Origin of the sequence: Cytobacillus gottheilii (genome assembly GCF_900166665.1) — a bacterium.
In the GTDB taxonomy this organism is placed as follows: domain Bacteria; phylum Bacillota; class Bacilli; order Bacillales; family Cytobacillaceae; genus Cytobacillus; species Cytobacillus gottheilii_A.
In genome coordinates, this window is record NZ_LT800494.1 from 1,288,054 (window position 1) to 1,304,886 (window position 16,833).

A 16,833-nucleotide genomic window follows, 5' to 3' on the forward strand; every position below is an offset into this window, starting at 1 on the left:
AAACGCCTTGCATGATATGCAGGGCGTTTTTTGTATTGCTTATATAGCTAGCTTTTTTACTCCACGATCAACTCATCAGAGAATACCTGCAGCTGCTCTACAATTGGCAGTGCTTCAATTCTTTGCAGCAGGACATCTTGATTATAATTCACGATAAAACGAGAGTAATAATCTTCCTGATTATTTGGCAACTGTGTTATGGTACTTACTATTCCGCGTATCGCGTTAATGGTTAATGCTTCTTTCGCAAACAAGCCGCCTTCTATATAAAAGAGTGATCCGACTCCATATAATTCAGCGTCCTTTTCAGTATAGAAAAATCCTTTCAGCGGCTTTACTGTATTGTTTTCCCTTGGCAAATAAGGAAGTCCTTCTTCTTTTTCTGGTGTGTAATTGTCAAACTCATTAATCCTCGTAATTAACAAATCATCATGTACAAGCAGGACAATTTGCTTCGTATTGTTTTCTGCACCAATAATATTAACATTGGATATGCTTGCCTTCTCCCCGGTGTATACGACAGAATCAAACATGACTTGATCATCTTCTCCGCCTTGATCATTCTCATCTCCAACAATCGTCAAGTTTGCATTACTAATCATATTGCTCTGAATATCAATCGTTGTCGAATAGGGTTTAAGCAAAATATCTTCTCCAGACACGATGTCACCAGCTACTTTTAGTCCGCTGTTTTCCACAGAAGATGCGTTATTTTCATAGGACTCTAGCTCAACATTCTTTGCACCGATAATATTGCGGTCCGCACGTAACGTTCCAGTCATATTAATGATATGAATATCACCTGTCGCGAGAATGTCACCTTTAAATGTCATATCTTCATAGCTGACTAAATATAGGTCACCGTCTACTACAAGCTGCTCACGGAATATAATGGGGTAATTTGTGCTCATAACGACAAGGTCGCCATTCACCTTTAAAGGATCTTCAAAGTCCATTGCTTGCTCTGCACTTTCAATAATAAAGCTATTATCAAGAGGAGCAGCGGTTTCGCCTACAATTGAAAGGGGATTTGGCTGAACGTCTACTTTCTCCACATACCCATCACTTCCGACAATTTGTCTGCTTGGCGAAGTGCTCCTGATGGCTGAAGTTAAGCTTTCAGAGAAGTCAGAGTCATTACCCATCCTAATGGCCGATAATTTACTGTCTGTTAAAATCGAATTGGTGAGTTCGTTCATCGATTTTTGGAACTGAATGTTAATGAATTGACTGTCATGTTTTAAATCTGGAATTTGTTCTTTATAAAAATTATCTTCTTTTAAGAGAGGCAGCAAATTGGCTGAACTGCTAAAGATATCACCTGTTATCGAAGACATTTCTGTATCCTGCGTCTTCTCTGTGCCGTCACGCAGTTCAAACTCTGCTTCCTCTTGAATATGAAGATGATTTGCATATACATTTCCGTTGAAATTGGCAGAGCCATTTAACTTGAAGCCTTTGGACTCATCCTCAGAGAATGAACCGGCTGCATACTTCAGAAAGCTTGGGAGCGGAGAAAGAATTAATCTTTTTTTAATGGTTCTGGTTACTTTTCCTTCTGTTTCAATTGGGTTTTTTGTTACCAGTACAACATCGAGTATTCTAGTAAAATCAAGATCTTTATCAATGTTAAAAGGAGCATCATAGTTTGTAAGACTGCCTACACATGCGTGACTGTTATCCAGGTACGATGGTGAACCTGTACTGACATCAATTACATTCATACATTCGATGTAATCTGCTGAGCGATTGGGTTCAAGAATCTGCTCCACAATGGCGTGTTCTAAGACATCGTCAAATCGCCTTTCTACATATAAGTGATGATTGCTGTCCCAACGTCTGAAATTTTCCAGGTTCAATTCATCTTCACCAAGCAGCTCTGGAAGTGTACTGGTCATTTCGTTCAGCAATTTCAATGCATCATACGTATAAACAACATCACTTTCCCTTGTTTCGGTTCTTTTTGCACCCCCAATAGATGCAGAGACAACGGCCATGCCCAAAACAGTAAAAACGAGTGAAACAAGTAACACGATAATTAGGCTATTGCCTTGTTCGTTTTTAATCATATTGCTCTCCTTTAAAAGCCAAATTGACTATCAAGCTTCAAATTTCCTCCATCAAGCCGTTTATGCGTTAAATCAAAATGAAGCTGAATGATTCCGCTATCACAGGGACCATTTTCACAGCCTGTAATGGTTGAGTTCGAAAAATCGGATTGTACATCTAAAGCAGCTCCATCTATTTCAAACACCTGAATGGTTTTATCGTTTACGGTCTTATCTGCTAATGTAATGACCGTTACCTTCTCTTCATCATAAACACTTGATTGATCGATGCTATAAAATGATTGCTGTTCTCCTTTTTCGAGAGCAACAGTGGTATGCTCACTGTCTACAAGTTCGATGCAATTTTCCCCGCAGGAGCGGACATAATCAAAGGGAGTAGAATAAAAGGTATTCATAATCATGGTAGCCGTATAATCTGCATCATCACGAAGCTGACCTTCAGCATTCACTTTATTGTACAATTTATAGCCTGACGAAAAGACACCATATATCACCGGCAAGACAATCATTAAAATGACCATTACCGCGAGCAGTTCATAAAGCGTTGCTCCTTTTTCATCTAATATCTTCACTTTGTATAGCTCCTTCAACCTCGGTCGATTTTTGAGTATCTCCATCATTCCATGTCACGACTGCCTTAAGCGGAACAAAATAATCCTTTTTGTCTTCCTTATAATCACTCGCATAATTTGAGGTAATGCGCACATCATACTCTATATTATTGACCGTGATAGGTGAACAGGCTGTAGACGGCACATCGCCTTTCCAAAACAGTTTATATTGTTCACCTTCATTATTACTGCATATGAAAATACGAACTTCTTCATTTGGATTGGTAGAGTTAGAGGAAGAGAATTTTTCTCTCACTTCTATAAAACTTTGGTTTTCTATATACATTAAAGCGTTGCGGGCGACATTAATGGCTGCCGTTTTTGTCTCATTTTTGCTGGTATAAGAAAATGCCTGTGTAAAAAAGCTCATAATTCCAATTAAAACAATACTCAATATTGTTAATGAGGCTAAAACCTCAATAAGAGTAAGGCCTTTAGTACTAGAAAGGATTTTTTTACAATTCATTCGTTTCCCTTCTTTCATTCTTGATGATTATATTATACAATATTTCTTATGATTTACTGTTTTTTTAGGACAATTTACATTGTTTTCTATTATTTTTCGACAATGTTAGCAATATTATGAATCTTTTATCCTATACTAGAGAGGTGAAACGATGATTAGCTTCATTTTAGCTGCAATTTCCCTGATCGTCATCATTCCACTCGTGTTTTATTTGCCGCTCGGTTTAACGAAAAAAGGAAAAGTGATGATGACTGTTTTATCCTTTTCATTCGCACTTCTAGGCATAGCGGCACAATCGGTGATGGAACTATGGAAATTGTTATTATTACTTCTGCTGCTGGTTGTTATGAGTGGATATTTAATGATGAAAAGAAGCGAGCAATTTCTATCCGCAGAAGCAGCTGCAGACACTTCTTATTCCTTTTACAGTCAGGAAAATCAACAAGAGTATGCACAGCAGGAAACAGAAGAGGTTTTATCTCCAATTAAGGAAGATGAATACCCCGCTGAGAATATAGAAGATGATGTCCTGGAAGTATTAGAAACAGAAAGCACACTGCCGGTTTCGGACGTGTTGCTTCCACTGGCAACAGAGTCAGAGGTAGAAGCAGAACCAGAAACAGAAACAGAGGAAGCGCAGCTTGATGAAATTGATTTCGAACAAATTCGTTTAACGGAAATTGCTGAAGACAACGAGCCGCTCTCCTTAATCGAACAAGAACCGTCAATTCAATCTGCTGGCCCAGAGCTATCCTATATTGGCGAATTAGAGTCACTCATGTCTGATGAGAATCCTGTAAAGCCGGTTGAACAGGTGGTACAGGAAGAAACTCCTATTCAGATAGAAGAAAATGAATTTAGTCTTGGACTGCCATTAGAGGATGATGATTATATTATCCCGGCAGTAGTTGAAAATGAGACAAGCCTATCAGTGGAAGAAGTACAGGCATCTACAGAACTAGAAAGCGATTTGGTGGAAGACGATTCACTGGCTGAACCTTCATTAGAAGAGAGGCTAGAGGATATTGATGTCTCTCTTGAAGAAATGAATGAACAGCAAGACTTAGAAGTCATTGATTTTGAAAAAGAAGAAGAAAGTCTGCCTGCTGAGACCGAAGAAAAGGCTGTTATCGAAAAAGATGAAATTCTCTTAGGTTTTGAAGAAACAACTGAAGAAGAGCCTGTCCTTGAGGAAGATGGTGCAGAGCCATGGCTTGAAGCGGCAACATCCTCTGATTCCAGTGAAGAGCAGCAAGAACAAGAAGAAAATAGCACACTTCAAAGAGAAATGCTGAAAACCCTTCTTGAGCAGCTGCAATTGGCTAAAGAAACAACGGAGCCACATATATATGAAAAATGGATTCAGCAATGCATGCAGCAAAAAATGCCTCCAAAAGAGCATTACATTTTTGCTAGCCTGCTGATTGAACACTATATCGCACAACAAGAGAACCAAAAACTAGTAACACTGCTAAACGGTCTAAAAAACCAATACGCCGACATGCCAATCATCTCAGAACAAATCCAATTTTTACTACTTTCATATTCCAACAAGGAACAGTAATCTATAAGTAGCGGGTTGATATGACTAGTATGTTATATACTTTCTTATAGTTAAATTGTATTTAGAGCGTTGTTAAAAATGATATGACAGTTGATTGAAACGGAAGGGTACGAGACTCCTGTGGGAAGAGTGGGAAGGTGAGACCCCGCAGATGCGTTAGCATTGAGGAGGCTCACCACCCGCCCCGCGGAAAGCGAGTACCCTGAAGTGGAAATCACCTCTACTTATTATGTTAGTTAAAATAGTCTATAAATATTAAAATAATATTCATACTTTTCTCCTGCATGTAAGCAGAAAAGTGATCTCTTAAAGAATAGGTGTGGTGACATAAATGAAAAACAGCTCACAAATTACAGGATTGCCAATTATAAGCATTGCCGACGGCCAACAGATCGGTGCCGTAAAAACACTCGTAATCAATCCTGAAAAAGGCACAATTGACTTCTTAACCATCGAACACGAAGACTGGCAAGTTAGTGTAAAAGCAATTCCATTCAAAAAAGTAGTTGGAATTGGAGAATATGCGATTACTGTAGAAACAGACAACGCCGTCATTGACCTCAACGAAATCCCAATTGCAAACCAACTAGTTAACAAAAAAATAAAAATTAACCAAACCAAAGTAATGACACGAAAAGGTGCATTGCTTGGTGAAGTCATTGAATTTTATGCAGATGATGAGACAGGACAGATCTTAGGAATGGACCTGCTTGTAGGTGAAAAGCAAGTTACAATGCCTTCTGAATATGTTCTTACGTATGGTAAAGATATTGTTATTGTTAAAGAAGATGCAGAACAAGGATTCCTTGAAAACCATGAACTTTTAGAAGCGGAAAAGTCAGTCGAATTGGATACGATTCATCAAGAAGAAGCGGCTGCCAGTGAAGAGCAAAACAACGTCCAGCTTGATGCGTTAAAAAATAAACAAGTTGAGCTGCTTGTAGGCAAAAAGGTTATTAAAGATATTGTAGGCTTGAATGGACAAGTTTTCATTCCAGCTGGAACGATTCTAACAGAAGACAAAATTCACTCTGCACAAACGGAAGGACCAGCAGTCCTAATTGAATTGGCAGTGAATGTTGAATAGGCAGAAAGAGCGGAGCGGATCGGAGCATGAAGAAATCAGATAGTGCTAAATTATATATTATCTTACTTGTTAGCACAGCGTTTATTTTTAGTTTTTCATACTTTGGCACTGCTGTTTATGGGAATGTTACGGGAAGTAAGGGTGTTTATACAGAGAAGACAATGGTAGGATCCGTTGATATCACGGGTTTAACACGCCAAGAAGCATATGATCAAGTTCTGCAGAGCACCATACTTTGGCAGGAGCAAAGCACTCTTACTTTTAACTATAAAGAAAAAGACGAACAAGTGGAATTATCTATTTTTTCTTTTGATGTAGAATCTTCAATGCAGGCCGTTAAGGAAGGCGGAAGCTATCCTTTGCTTGTAGAAGTAAATGAAGAAGACCTGGCACTTAAGCTTCTAGAAATGTCTCCAGAATTAACCTCTGAAGACTTTCAGGAAGAAAAACTAAAAACAGAACTGCTTAATGCGGCTTCAGTGCTGCATACTGGCAGCCAGACGATGAAGCTGCAGACATTCTTTGCTCAAACAGAAGAGAATCAAGTCGTAGCTGAAGCGACTGTATCAGCTGATGGAGTATATGAAAGTTTGGAAAAATGGACACAAGCTGCGAGTCAAATAGAAATTGAGCCCCAATCACAGCTTTCTCTACTAAAATATGTAGATGAAAACGGGTTAACGTCTTCTTTTAGCAGTGATACATTGAGCTATATTGCGTCTGCCATGTATAAGACGGTGCTGTCAACCAATTTCCTTATTTCAGAGCGCCATATTAGCAGACTGCTGCCAGCATATGCAGAAGCAGGCTATGAAGCAAAAGTAGATCCTGCTAAGAATATGGATTTTATTATTTCAAATACAAACGATAGCTCTTTTACCCTTGAATTTAAGCTTATAGATAATCATTTTCACGTATCATTGAAAGGCTCGCCATTTTTATATGAATATAGTCTTTCTCTAGAAGATAAAGAAGTATTTAAGCCAAAAACGATTGTGCAATATGATGCCAAGCTGAGGTTCGGTGAGGAAAAAACGGTTTCCGAAGGCACGGATGGTGTCATCATTAAATTGTACCGTGAAGTAAAGGAACCATCGGGCAGCATCCTTCGAAAAGAGTTTATTTCGGATGACTTTTACCCGCCTGTTCATAAAGTTATCGTCAAGAGTTTAATAGCGAACACCCAGCCTAATGGTTCGGACAACAATGGTACGGACATCAATTCAGCAGATACATCGATTGAAGACGAAACGGGTTCGGAAGAAGATGTAAATGCAGATCCTGCAGATGATCTGAGGGACGAAGAAGAAACAGCAGATTCTGAAACTGGCTCGGATGAAGAAGCTCAGAACGCTGGCAAAAAGAATGAAAATGATTTATGGGGTCACGAGAAAGAAGCAGTAAAATAATGAGGTTAAAGCAGGGATATAGATGACTCAAGTGCGTAAAAGATTAGGAGACTTGCTCGTCGATGCAGGATTAATAACGGAAGAACAGCTGCAGCTGACGCTAAAGGAAAAGAGCAGCGGTCAAAAGCTTGGAGATGCTCTCCTGCAGCGCGGTTATGTGACAGAGCAGCAGCTGATCGAAGTCTTGGAGTTTCAGCTTGGCATTCCGCATGTAAGCTTGTACCGCTATCCATTTGATACGAATCTATTTAGCATTGTTCCCAAGGATATGGCGAAAAGAAACTTAATTATTCCAATGAAAAAAGATGGAGATAAGTTATATGTAGCAATGGCTGATCCGATGGACTTTTATACGATTGATGATCTTCGGCTATCAACAGGCTTTCAAATTGAAACAGCTATTGCGACAAAAGACGATATCCTGCGCGCTGTTAATAAGTATTACGATATGGATGAAGGCCTGGAGGAATTATTCGGAACTTCACCTGCACATACAGAAGAAGTAGAACAGGAAAAAATCGTTGACCAGGATTCTCCGATTGTCCGTCTTGTAAATCAAGTATTAACGAATGCTGCCGTCGTAAAGGCAAGTGACGTGCATATTGATCCGCAGGAGACAAAGGTGGTCATCCGCTATCGTGTGGATGGCATACTCAGAACGGAACGGGTTCTGCCTAAGCATATGCAAAGTGTCCTTACAGCAAGAATTAAAATTATGGCCAATCTTGATATTACAGAGCATCGCATTCCTCAGGACGGCCGTATTAAGATGAACTTGGATTTTCATCCGGTTGACTTGCGTGTATCCACATTGCCCACTGTATATGGTGAAAAAATTGTTATGCGTCTTCTTGATCTCGGAAGTACGCTGAATGATATTAATAAACTGGGCTTTAACAAGGTAAACCTGCAGCGCTTTACTGATATGATCGAAAAACCAACGGGCATTGTTCTTATTACAGGCCCAACCGGTTCTGGTAAATCGTCTACTTTATATGCTGCTTTAAACAAGCTGAATAGCGAAGAAGTGAACATTATTACAGTAGAAGATCCTGTTGAGTACCAGCTTGAAGGCATCAATCAAATTCATGTGAATTCAAACGTCGGCATGACCTTTGCAGCTGGACTGCGCGCCATACTCCGTCAAGATCCGAATATTATCATGGTCGGGGAGATTCGTGATAAGGAAACAGCTGAAGTTGCCATCCGTGCTTCCTTAACAGGACATCTTGTGTTAAGCACGCTGCATACAAATGATTCGATAGGCACCATTACGAGATTAGTAGACATGGGTGTCGAGCCTTTCCTTGTAGCATCTTCATTAAGTGGTGTAGTGGCACAGCGTCTTGTCAGAAGAGTGTGCCGTGACTGTGCGAAAACAATGGAGCCATCGAAACGGGAGATTGAGATTTTTGCCAAAAGAGGCATGAAAATCGAACAGGTTGTAAAAGGGGCCGGCTGCTCCTCCTGTAATATGACAGGTTATAAAGGCCGTGTCGCTATTCATGAAGTTTTAGTTGTAGATGATGTAATGCGCCGTGTGATTATGAATGGAGAGTCTCTCTCGAAATTACGAGAAATTGCGATTCGAAATAAAACAATTTTCCTTGTAGATGATGGCTTAATCAAAATCAAACAAGGGATCACAACAACAGAAGAGGTGCTAAGAGTAGCACTACCTGATTAGGAGTAAAACGGTATGGTGAATAAAATTGATTTGCTTCTGAAGGCAGGCTTTGAGCTAAAGGCATCAGATATTCATCTCACGGTTGGAGTTCCGCCGATCATGAGAATCAATGGAGATTTAAAACGCTACGGACAAGATGCTCTTTTACCGGCAGATACGGAAAGCATGGCCCGGACCGTCATTCCGGAACATTTATGGAACACATTTAAACAAAATGGCGAGCTGGATTTCTCGTATGGACTTCATGGCGTTTCGCGTTTTAGGGTGAACGCATATCATCAGCGATCCTGCGTGGCGCTGGCTGTCCGTGTGGTCCCGACGAAAATTCCTTCAATGGATGATCTTGATTTGCCGTTAATCCTGAAAGAAATCGCAGCTAAGCCGCAGGGTCTTGTGCTGGTAACAGGACCTACGGGGAGCGGTAAATCAACTACACTTGCTTCCATGATCGATTATATGAATCAGACGATGCGCAAGCATGTGATCACATTGGAAGATCCGATTGAATACTTGCATAAGCATGGAAAATGCATCATTGATCAGCGCGAGGTTGGCTTTGATACGAATAACTTTGCGAATGGGTTAAGAGCCTCTCTTAGACAGGATCCAGATGTCATCCTAGTTGGGGAGATGAGAGATCTTGAAACCATTCAAACCGCTATTACTGCAGCTGAGACAGGACATTTAGTGTTTGCAACCTTGCATACATCAAGTGCACCGGCAACCATCAACCGGATTATTGATGTTTTTCCGCCGGCACAGCAGGACCAGATTCGCATTCAACTTGCATCCGTACTTGTCTCGATTGTGTCGCAGCGTCTATTTCCGCTTGTGAATGGAAATGGAAGAAAGGCGGCTACTGAAATATTGCTTAATAATGCGGCTGTCGCTAACCTCATTCGCAATGAAAAAATTCATCAGATTGTGAATGTGATGCAAACATCACGGAGTCAGGGCATGCACACATTGGAGACAAATGTGAAGGAACTCTATCAGGCTGGCCTCATTTCAAAGGAACTCGCCAACCCTTATTTAGTTGAGAAGGTGGAATAGTATGCCTCGATTTAAATATAGCGGAAGAGACCGTAAAGGAAATAAGTCAGGTGTTATAACAGCTTCTTCAAAACGTGAGGCAGTGATGCAGCTGAGGGAAAATGGCATTCGTGTCATGGACTTTCAGGAATTGCCTGAAACAGTTCTAACGAAGGATATCTCGATAGGCAACCCAGTGAAGCTTGAGGATTTTGTCATCTATCTGCGGCAATTTTCGACGTTGCTGAAGGCTGGCGTTTCAGTTGTCGAATCGACCGCCATTCTTGCCGAGCAAACGGAAAGCAAAGCATTAAGGAAGGCTTTAAAGGTAGTCGAACAGGACCTTCGGGAAGGAAATCCGCTTTCTGATGCAGCGGCTAAGCATAAGAAGATCTTTACAAGTATGTTTATTAATATGATCCGTGCCGGAGAAGTGGGCGGTAATATGGATGATACACTCGAGCGGCTTGCAGTTCATTATGAAAAGCAGCATTTTACGAAGCAGAAAATTGTCTCAGCGCTCGCTTACCCAATTGTGGTCGGCATCATTGCTGTTGCGGTTGTCATCTTTTTGCTTGTATCGGTTGTTCCGACCTTTGTCGAGATGTTTGAGGACTTTGGCGGGGAGCTGCCTGCAATTACTCAGTTTGTCTTGAAATCAAGTGAGCTGATGCAGGTGTATTGGTGGCTTGTTATTCTTCTATTTATCGCATTTGCGGTAGCAATCGTTTTGATTCGAAATAATAAACAATCAAAATATTATTTAGATTACTTTCTGTTAAGAATGCCAGTGTTCGGTAAGATTTTTCAAAAAGCAGCTTTAGCACGTATGACGAGAACACTTAGTTCGCTCTTTACATCATCCGTTCCGATTCTGCAGGCAATGACCATTGTCGAAAATATTGTTGAAAATGAAGTCATTGCAAAAGTCATCCGCCAATCAAGAGATTCATTAGAACAGGGGCGATCATTAACCGAACCAATGCGCAGGCACTGGGTCTTTCCACCTCTTGTCTCGCAAATGATTGCAATCGGTGAGGAAACGGGATCCCTTGACGCCATGCTCACGAAAGTAGCCGATTTCTATGAAAAAGAAGTTGAAAGCGCAACAGACCGATTGAAATCCCTGATTGAACCAATCATGATTGTCTTCCTTGCAGGAATTGTCGGAACCATCGTTACCTCTATTATGGTGCCAATGTTCGAGATCTTTAACCATGTCGGATAACTATACAATATTTTTACAATTTCAAACAATTTCCTACTAGCGCAAATCTATGATTCTGTTATAATAAGACTAGTAAAAAAGTAACATAAAAATCACATTTTAAGGAGAATGAACATGTTTCAAAAACTAAGAAACACATTAAAAAATCAAAAAGGTCTAACACTTATCGAGCTTCTTGCTGTTATTGTTATTTTAGGGATTATTGCTGCGATTGCTATACCTAGTATTGGTGGGATTATTCAGGGATCTAAAGAAGATGCTGTTAGAGCGGATGCTATTACAGTATTAAATGCTGCTAAAATGCATGTTTCTTCAAATGGTGTTAGTGATGGAGCGACTACAACAATTACTAAGGATAATATTCTTGAATTTATTGATAATCCAGGTTCATTTGGTCAAGATGGATTAGTCTTTTCAGTAGTATATGATGGTACTAACTATGAATTAACTACTACTGGAAACGTGACTGCGGGTAATAAATCAATTAAGTTTACTGATGCTACAGTAAGTGGAATTGACGATACAGGATCACATACAGAAACAGACGATTTAATTACCATTTCAAATTAAGGCTTCCAATGTTAATAGCTGTATTCATCTACGGCCTCCTCCTAGGCTCCTTCTACAACGTAGTTGGCCTGCGAGTCCCGAACGGAGAGTCTATTGTAAAGCCGCGGTCACATTGTCCAAAGTGTGAACATGTTCTGTCCCCGCTTGAGCTTATACCGGTTATATCTTATGTATGTTTACGAGGACGATGCAGGTGCTGTAAGGCACCTGTTTCGCTCGTTTATCCGCTAATTGAATTGATGACCGGTTTGCTGTTTGTTGCAGCCCCACTCCTTTTGGGATGGAGTGCTGAATTATTGATTGCCTGGACGCTTATCTCGCTTATCGTCATCATCTGGATCACCGATATTAAATATATGCTGATTCCAGATAAGATCCTGCTTGTATTTGCAATTATTTTAGTAGTTGAACGTATTTTTATTCCGCTTACACCATGGTGGGATTCCATTGCAGGTGCTGCAGTTGGCTTTGGTCTGCTGCTTTTCATTGCCGTGATCAGCAAAGGCGGCATGGGAGGCGGAGATATTAAGCTTTATGGAGTTCTCGGAATCGCACTTGGCGTTAAGTTTGTCTTATTATCGTTCTTTATCGCAACTTTAATTGGTGCTGTATATGGCGGTTTGGGTTTGCTTTCAGGCAAGCTGAAAAGAGGAAACCCTATTCCGTTTGGTCCTTTTATTGGGATCGGTGCTTTGACGGCTTATTTTTTTGGCAATGACATTATCACCTGGTATTTGCATTCACTATTATAAGGAGTTTTGAAAATGGCCTTTCGTTTGAAGCTGGGAAAACAATCAAATATTAGCCTGATCATAAAGGATCATGTTATTCGTTTAGCTGAAGTAAAGTCACATGGAGATCTGCAGATCCAGCGTTTAGAAGAACGATTTATTCCTGGTGGATTGATTAAGGAAGGCAGAATTCAGGATAGTGAAACACTAATAGCCATCTTAGAAGAATGTGTGAATGAATGGAAGCTGAAAAATAAACAAGTCACATTTTTAGTGCCAGATCCTTTTATTGTCATGAGAAAGATCGCTATCCCTGCAGACGTGCATGAAGATGAATTAAAAGGCTACTTATTTATGGAGGTTGGAGCAACCATTCACCTTCCGTTTGAGGACCCAATATTTGATTATTACTTATTGCCGCAGCAGAACAATGAGCGCAAGGAAGTATTGCTTTTTGCCGCACCAGAGAGTGTGGTTTCTGAGTATACAGACATTCTTGAAGAAGTCAAATTGAAGCCGGCAGCTGCCGACTTATCAGCACTATCCATCTATAGGCTGTATCATAAGCTGGATATGGCAAGCTCGGATGAAAACTTAATGCTTGTTCAATATGATCTTACAACCGTTAATGTCAGTATATTTGAAAATCATATTCCCATCATTATGCGTCATTTGAAATTAGATCTGGATGCATCGCAATGGGATAACGTTAAAGCTGAAAATGGCGGCAGGAAGCTTCATTATTCTGGTTCTGCAAATGATGTCGGCAGTTCTTTAATGGACAGTTATAAAGAAATCGATCGTGTTCGGGATTATTATCAATTTTCACTAACCCAAGGTAAAAAGAAGATTACGAAGATGGTCGTTGATGGTGATCATCCATACCTTGAAGATATATTTAAAGAAATGAAGGATCGTTATTCTGTTCCTGTTTTTACATTGAAAAACGATGTGATTGATAAAGGACATGCTGCTGACCTCGCTTCGTTTTATTTGAATATCGGATTAGCTTTAAAAGAGGTGTAGAAGATGTTAGTCGATATTAATCTGCTTCCGCAAAAAGAGAAAAAAACCAAAGCTTCTTATATCGTCCTTCTAGCTTCTTTGCTGATTGTACTGCTTATAGCTGCTGTATTCTTTTTCATTATCCAGGATCGTAAGCAGACCATAGCTAATACAGAGCAGCAGCTGGAGCAAACGACTGAACTGCTTGAGGCAAAACGGGCAAAGCTGGAAAACTATCAGTCTTCCAATTCTGTGACCGACTTGCAGAATGCTATTACCTGGGCAGATCACCAGCCTTATGATGTCGTCTATATGCTGCAGGAGCTGACGAAGCTTTTGCCTGAACGCGGATTTATCAGTGACTTCGAAATGGATGGAGACAATGGGGTCAACCAGCAGGTTCAATTCGATACGAAATCAGAAGCAGCATATTATTTGAACTTGCTGACCTCTGTCGAATGGATTGAGGAAGCAGTGCTTACAGAAGCACAAACAGCTGACTTAACTGATGAAGAGAATGAAGCTGCAGCAAGTGATGACATTGTACCAAGGTATATAGCGAATTTCGAGATGAGAATCAATGTGCCCGCATTGAAGGAGGCCAATCCGTCAGAGAAAGAAGAAGAACTAGAAAGCAGCGAGGATGAAGGAGGCACTTCACCATGAATGTACAACTTTCAAAAAAACAGCTAGGATTTGGTTTTCTGGGAATCGTTGTCATTGGCCTTCTCGTTTTTGCAAGCTACTATTTGTTTATTCTGCCGCTGAATGATCAAATTGACCGAAAAACCACTGAATTGGACATGGCGAGACAGGAGCTCGACATCATTGACAATACACTGAGCCAAAGCAGTGAGCAGACCGTTCTGAATACGATGGAGCTGCAAAAGCAAGTACCTGTTAAGCGTTTGCTCGACCAGCTGCTTCTGAATGTAGAGAAAGCAGAAATCGTGTCGGATGCAACGATTAATGAAATCCAGCTGAATGGCACACAGGAAGATGAAAATGTGGATTTAATCAGTGAGGATGGAACGGTACAATATGATCCTGAATCCGAAGATGAGGAAGCTGATCCCGAGGAAATCACTGAAGAAGATGCTGAATCAGGTGAAACATCTGAAACAGTCACTCCATTGCCAAACGGCATTAAAAGAACATCTCTGACGTTGTTCGGAGAGTCAGATTCTTATTTTGAATTAGAAAAGCTGCTGGAGAATCTTTTATCCATGGAGCGCATCATCAAGATTGAGGAGCTGAACTTTACCGGACTTCAAGAAGTCTATTCTGTCGAACAGGATACAAGCAATGTCGAATTTGAAATTACATTAGCTGCTTATTATTATCCAGCACTTGAAGATTTACAGGCGGAGCTTCCTCCACTGGATGCGCCAGCTGGGTCGAATAAAAACGATCCGCTCAATCGTTTTTCCAGTGAAGAAGAGGATGGAACACCTTAAAGATATTTTCTGAGAGAGGGGATGTGAAGATCATTCATCATCCTCTCCATCGCTATTAGTTAAAAATACTGCTGCTAAAAAAGAGGGGTCTAGTCATGATCAAACTGAATACTAGACTAAATGAAAAGGGACTTACATTAATAGAACTGCTTGCAGTGATTGTCATTTTGGGCATTATTGCGGCTATAGCGGTTACGTCTATCATGAATGTCATTCAAAAAGCACGTGATCAGGCATTTGTGGGCAATGCCATTGCTTTAAAAGAGGCTGCTGACTTTTATATTCGCCATGAATTAACAAGCGGTGGGACACTCCAGGCTACTGTTTCTTATAAGATGCTTGAAGAGCAGCGGTTTATTGATGCTTTTAAAGACCCGCACAGCGGCGAGCAGCTTGAGCCATCGGATGATACATATGTTGTGATAACAGGGGAATCAGCCACAGCCGTATGCTTAAAAGGAACAGAGAAAAACCTTTGCACGTACAAAGGTGCTGAAAATGCAATCCCTATCAGTGATTTAATCACAGCCAATATAGTGCCGAATTAAATGTCATTTTAAAAAATTTGACGAAACTCTCCCATAACAAGACGACAAAAGTCTTGTTATTTTTTTTTGCTGTTGTGTTAGGATGTAACCATTCAAAAATCGACAGGATGGGAGGACAAGCAGTGGATCATCAAAGAGAAAAAAGGACGATTACCATTAAAATAAATGGAGAAGACCGGCCATTCCAAGTGAACAAAACAGATAACTCCGAGAATAAAGAAGAAAAAAAGGAGCCAATGGAGAGTTTTGCCAGCTTCCAGACAGCAGCTGCTCAGGAGGCGGAAACGGAAGACCAATTTGATTGGATTCTTCCAGAGGAGGAGCCAGAAGAAGAGGTGAAGGAATTTAACATTGCTTCTGCTCCTGAAAAAAAGAAAAACACGAACGGATTTAAGGTTTTTAATGCTGGACTAATAAAGAAAGGAAAAAAGAGTTTTGTGCCAACGTTCTTTTTTGCTGTCTTTTTCGCAGTGCTGCTTGGGACAAGCTTTGGTTTCATTTTATTAAAGCTCGTGATCGCTGAACCAGATGCAACTGCTTCTCCAGCTGCAACGAATGGTGGACAAAGTGCTGAACAGCCCGAACAGCCTGCAGGAACCATTCAGTATGAAGCAGGATCCTTAAACACATTTATCGTGCAAGGAGGAGTCTTTACAACAGAGGAAGCGGTGAAGCAGGAGCAGCAAAAGAGTTTGGATAAAGGTGTGCCGGCTTCTTATATTCAAGGTGAGGAGAATTTCCCTCTGTTCCTCGCCATATCCGATGATTTGACAAAAGCAAAGGATGCAGGAGCTAAACTGAAGGAACAGGGCTTTCAAGTATTTGCGAAAGAAATCACTTTTGGCGGAAATACCCTACAAGGTTTGACAGAAGATGAGAAGCTTCTTCTTGAGCATATTCCCAATCTGTTTAAAAGCTTGACAGCTAGTGCATCAGCTGCATACAGCGGGATTGAAATTCCTGCAGATACTGCTGAGAATACAGCAGCAGCAGGGGAAATCCTGTCTTCGATCTCTGATGAAAATATAAAGCAAGAGAAGCTGATCCTTTTAAAACAGGAGCTTAATTCAGCTCTTAGCCAATTTGAGGCATACGCAAGCAATCCTGATGCTGCTGCTTCAAATAAACTGCAAGGTCATCTGCTGGCTTTTTTAGCCGCATATGATGCTTTATAAAACTATATCAGGGAAAAATTTTCCCGGGAAATTTTTTTCGAGTCTGTTCGATTGTATGCGACAGGCTCTTTTTTTATGCTATGTGATGAAAATTATAAAGATTTTCAGCAAAAACTCTATTAAAAATTGTTAGCTTCTGCAAAGTTTGGTACGATTAGAATGTATCTCCATTCTGGTACAATAACATAAGGTCA

The 16,833-nt window shown here is 40.5% G+C and carries 16 protein-coding genes; 13 read left to right on the forward strand and 3 right to left on the reverse strand.

Features of this window, described 5'->3' with window-relative positions; genetic code table 11:
* Nucleotides 1–56: 56 nt before the first annotated feature.
* Genes B7E07_RS06240 through B7E07_RS06250 form a run of 3 tightly spaced genes read right to left on the reverse strand, consistent with a single transcriptional unit; the run spans nt 57 to nt 3,146 of the window.
* Nucleotides 57–2,069: a hypothetical protein gene (locus B7E07_RS06240; RefSeq protein WP_080844591.1), complete on the reverse strand. Its 2,013-nt coding sequence runs from the start codon at nt 2,067–2,069 to the stop codon at nt 57–59.
* 11 nt (nt 2,070–2,080) lie between these two features.
* Nucleotides 2,081–2,641 (reverse strand): PilW family protein, encoded by a 561-nt coding sequence (locus B7E07_RS06245; protein ID WP_080844594.1) that lies wholly within the window; start codon nt 2,639–2,641, stop codon nt 2,081–2,083.
* Complete coding sequence (locus tag B7E07_RS06250) at nt 2,625–3,146, reverse strand: type II secretion system protein (RefSeq protein WP_080844597.1); 522 nt, start codon at nt 3,144–3,146, stop codon at nt 2,625–2,627. The genes B7E07_RS06245 and B7E07_RS06250 overlap by 17 nt, the downstream gene beginning before the upstream one ends.
* Nucleotides 3,147–3,297: 151 nt before the next feature.
* On the opposite strand from B7E07_RS06250, the gene B7E07_RS06255 reads away from it, so the two are divergent.
* From B7E07_RS06255 to B7E07_RS06315, 13 genes are all read left to right on the forward strand, one after another.
* A complete protein-coding gene (locus B7E07_RS06255; protein ID WP_080844600.1) occupies nt 3,298–4,710 on the forward strand; it encodes a hypothetical protein in 1,413 nt (470 codons plus the stop codon).
* A gap of 331 nt (nt 4,711–5,041) precedes the next feature.
* Complete coding sequence (locus B7E07_RS06260; RefSeq protein WP_080844602.1) at nt 5,042–5,797, forward strand: PRC-barrel domain-containing protein; 756 nt, start codon at nt 5,042–5,044, stop codon at nt 5,795–5,797.
* A 26-nt stretch (nt 5,798–5,823) separates the two neighbouring features.
* Nucleotides 5,824–7,206 carry a G5 domain-containing protein gene (locus B7E07_RS06265; protein ID WP_080844604.1) on the forward strand — a complete coding sequence of 461 codons (1,383 nt, stop codon included), beginning with the start codon at nt 5,824–5,826 and terminating at the stop codon, nt 7,204–7,206.
* A gap of 22 nt (nt 7,207–7,228) precedes the next feature.
* Nucleotides 7,229–8,893, forward strand: a complete 1,665-nt coding sequence (locus B7E07_RS06270) for a GspE/PulE family protein (protein WP_080844605.1) — start codon at nt 7,229–7,231, stop codon at nt 8,891–8,893.
* A 12-nt stretch (nt 8,894–8,905) separates the two neighbouring features.
* Entirely contained in the window at nt 8,906–9,946 is a 1,041-nt protein-coding gene (locus B7E07_RS06275; RefSeq protein ID WP_080844607.1) for a type IV pilus twitching motility protein PilT, read from the forward strand.
* 1 nt (nt 9,947) lies between these two features.
* Nucleotides 9,948–11,153 (forward strand): type II secretion system F family protein, encoded by a 1,206-nt coding sequence (locus B7E07_RS06280; RefSeq protein ID WP_080844608.1) that lies wholly within the window; start codon nt 9,948–9,950, stop codon nt 11,151–11,153.
* 114 nt (nt 11,154–11,267) lie between these two features.
* Nucleotides 11,268–11,723 carry a prepilin-type N-terminal cleavage/methylation domain-containing protein gene (locus B7E07_RS24895; protein WP_080844610.1) on the forward strand — a complete coding sequence of 152 codons (456 nt, stop codon included), beginning with the start codon at nt 11,268–11,270 and terminating at the stop codon, nt 11,721–11,723.
* Between the two features lie 8 nt (nt 11,724–11,731).
* Nucleotides 11,732–12,475 (forward strand): prepilin peptidase, encoded by a 744-nt coding sequence (locus B7E07_RS06290; RefSeq protein WP_080844612.1) that lies wholly within the window; start codon nt 11,732–11,734, stop codon nt 12,473–12,475.
* Between the two features lie 12 nt (nt 12,476–12,487).
* A complete protein-coding gene (gene pilM / locus B7E07_RS06295) occupies nt 12,488–13,480 on the forward strand; it encodes a type IV pilus biogenesis protein PilM (protein WP_080844613.1) in 993 nt (330 codons plus the stop codon).
* Nucleotides 13,481–13,483: 3 nt separating this feature from the next.
* A complete protein-coding gene (locus tag B7E07_RS06300) occupies nt 13,484–14,125 on the forward strand; it encodes a PilN domain-containing protein (protein WP_080844616.1) in 642 nt (213 codons plus the stop codon).
* Nucleotides 14,122–14,916: a pilus assembly protein PilO gene (locus B7E07_RS06305; protein WP_257391403.1), complete on the forward strand. Its 795-nt coding sequence runs from the start codon at nt 14,122–14,124 to the stop codon at nt 14,914–14,916. The genes B7E07_RS06300 and B7E07_RS06305 overlap by 4 nt, the downstream gene beginning before the upstream one ends.
* A 95-nt stretch (nt 14,917–15,011) precedes the next feature.
* Nucleotides 15,012–15,464, forward strand: a complete 453-nt coding sequence (locus B7E07_RS06310) for a type II secretion system protein (protein ID WP_139785579.1) — start codon at nt 15,012–15,014, stop codon at nt 15,462–15,464.
* Between the two features lie 122 nt (nt 15,465–15,586).
* Nucleotides 15,587–16,639 (forward strand): hypothetical protein, encoded by a 1,053-nt coding sequence (locus tag B7E07_RS06315; protein WP_080844622.1) that lies wholly within the window; start codon nt 15,587–15,589, stop codon nt 16,637–16,639.
* The last annotated feature ends 194 nt before the right edge of the window (nt 16,640–16,833 follow it).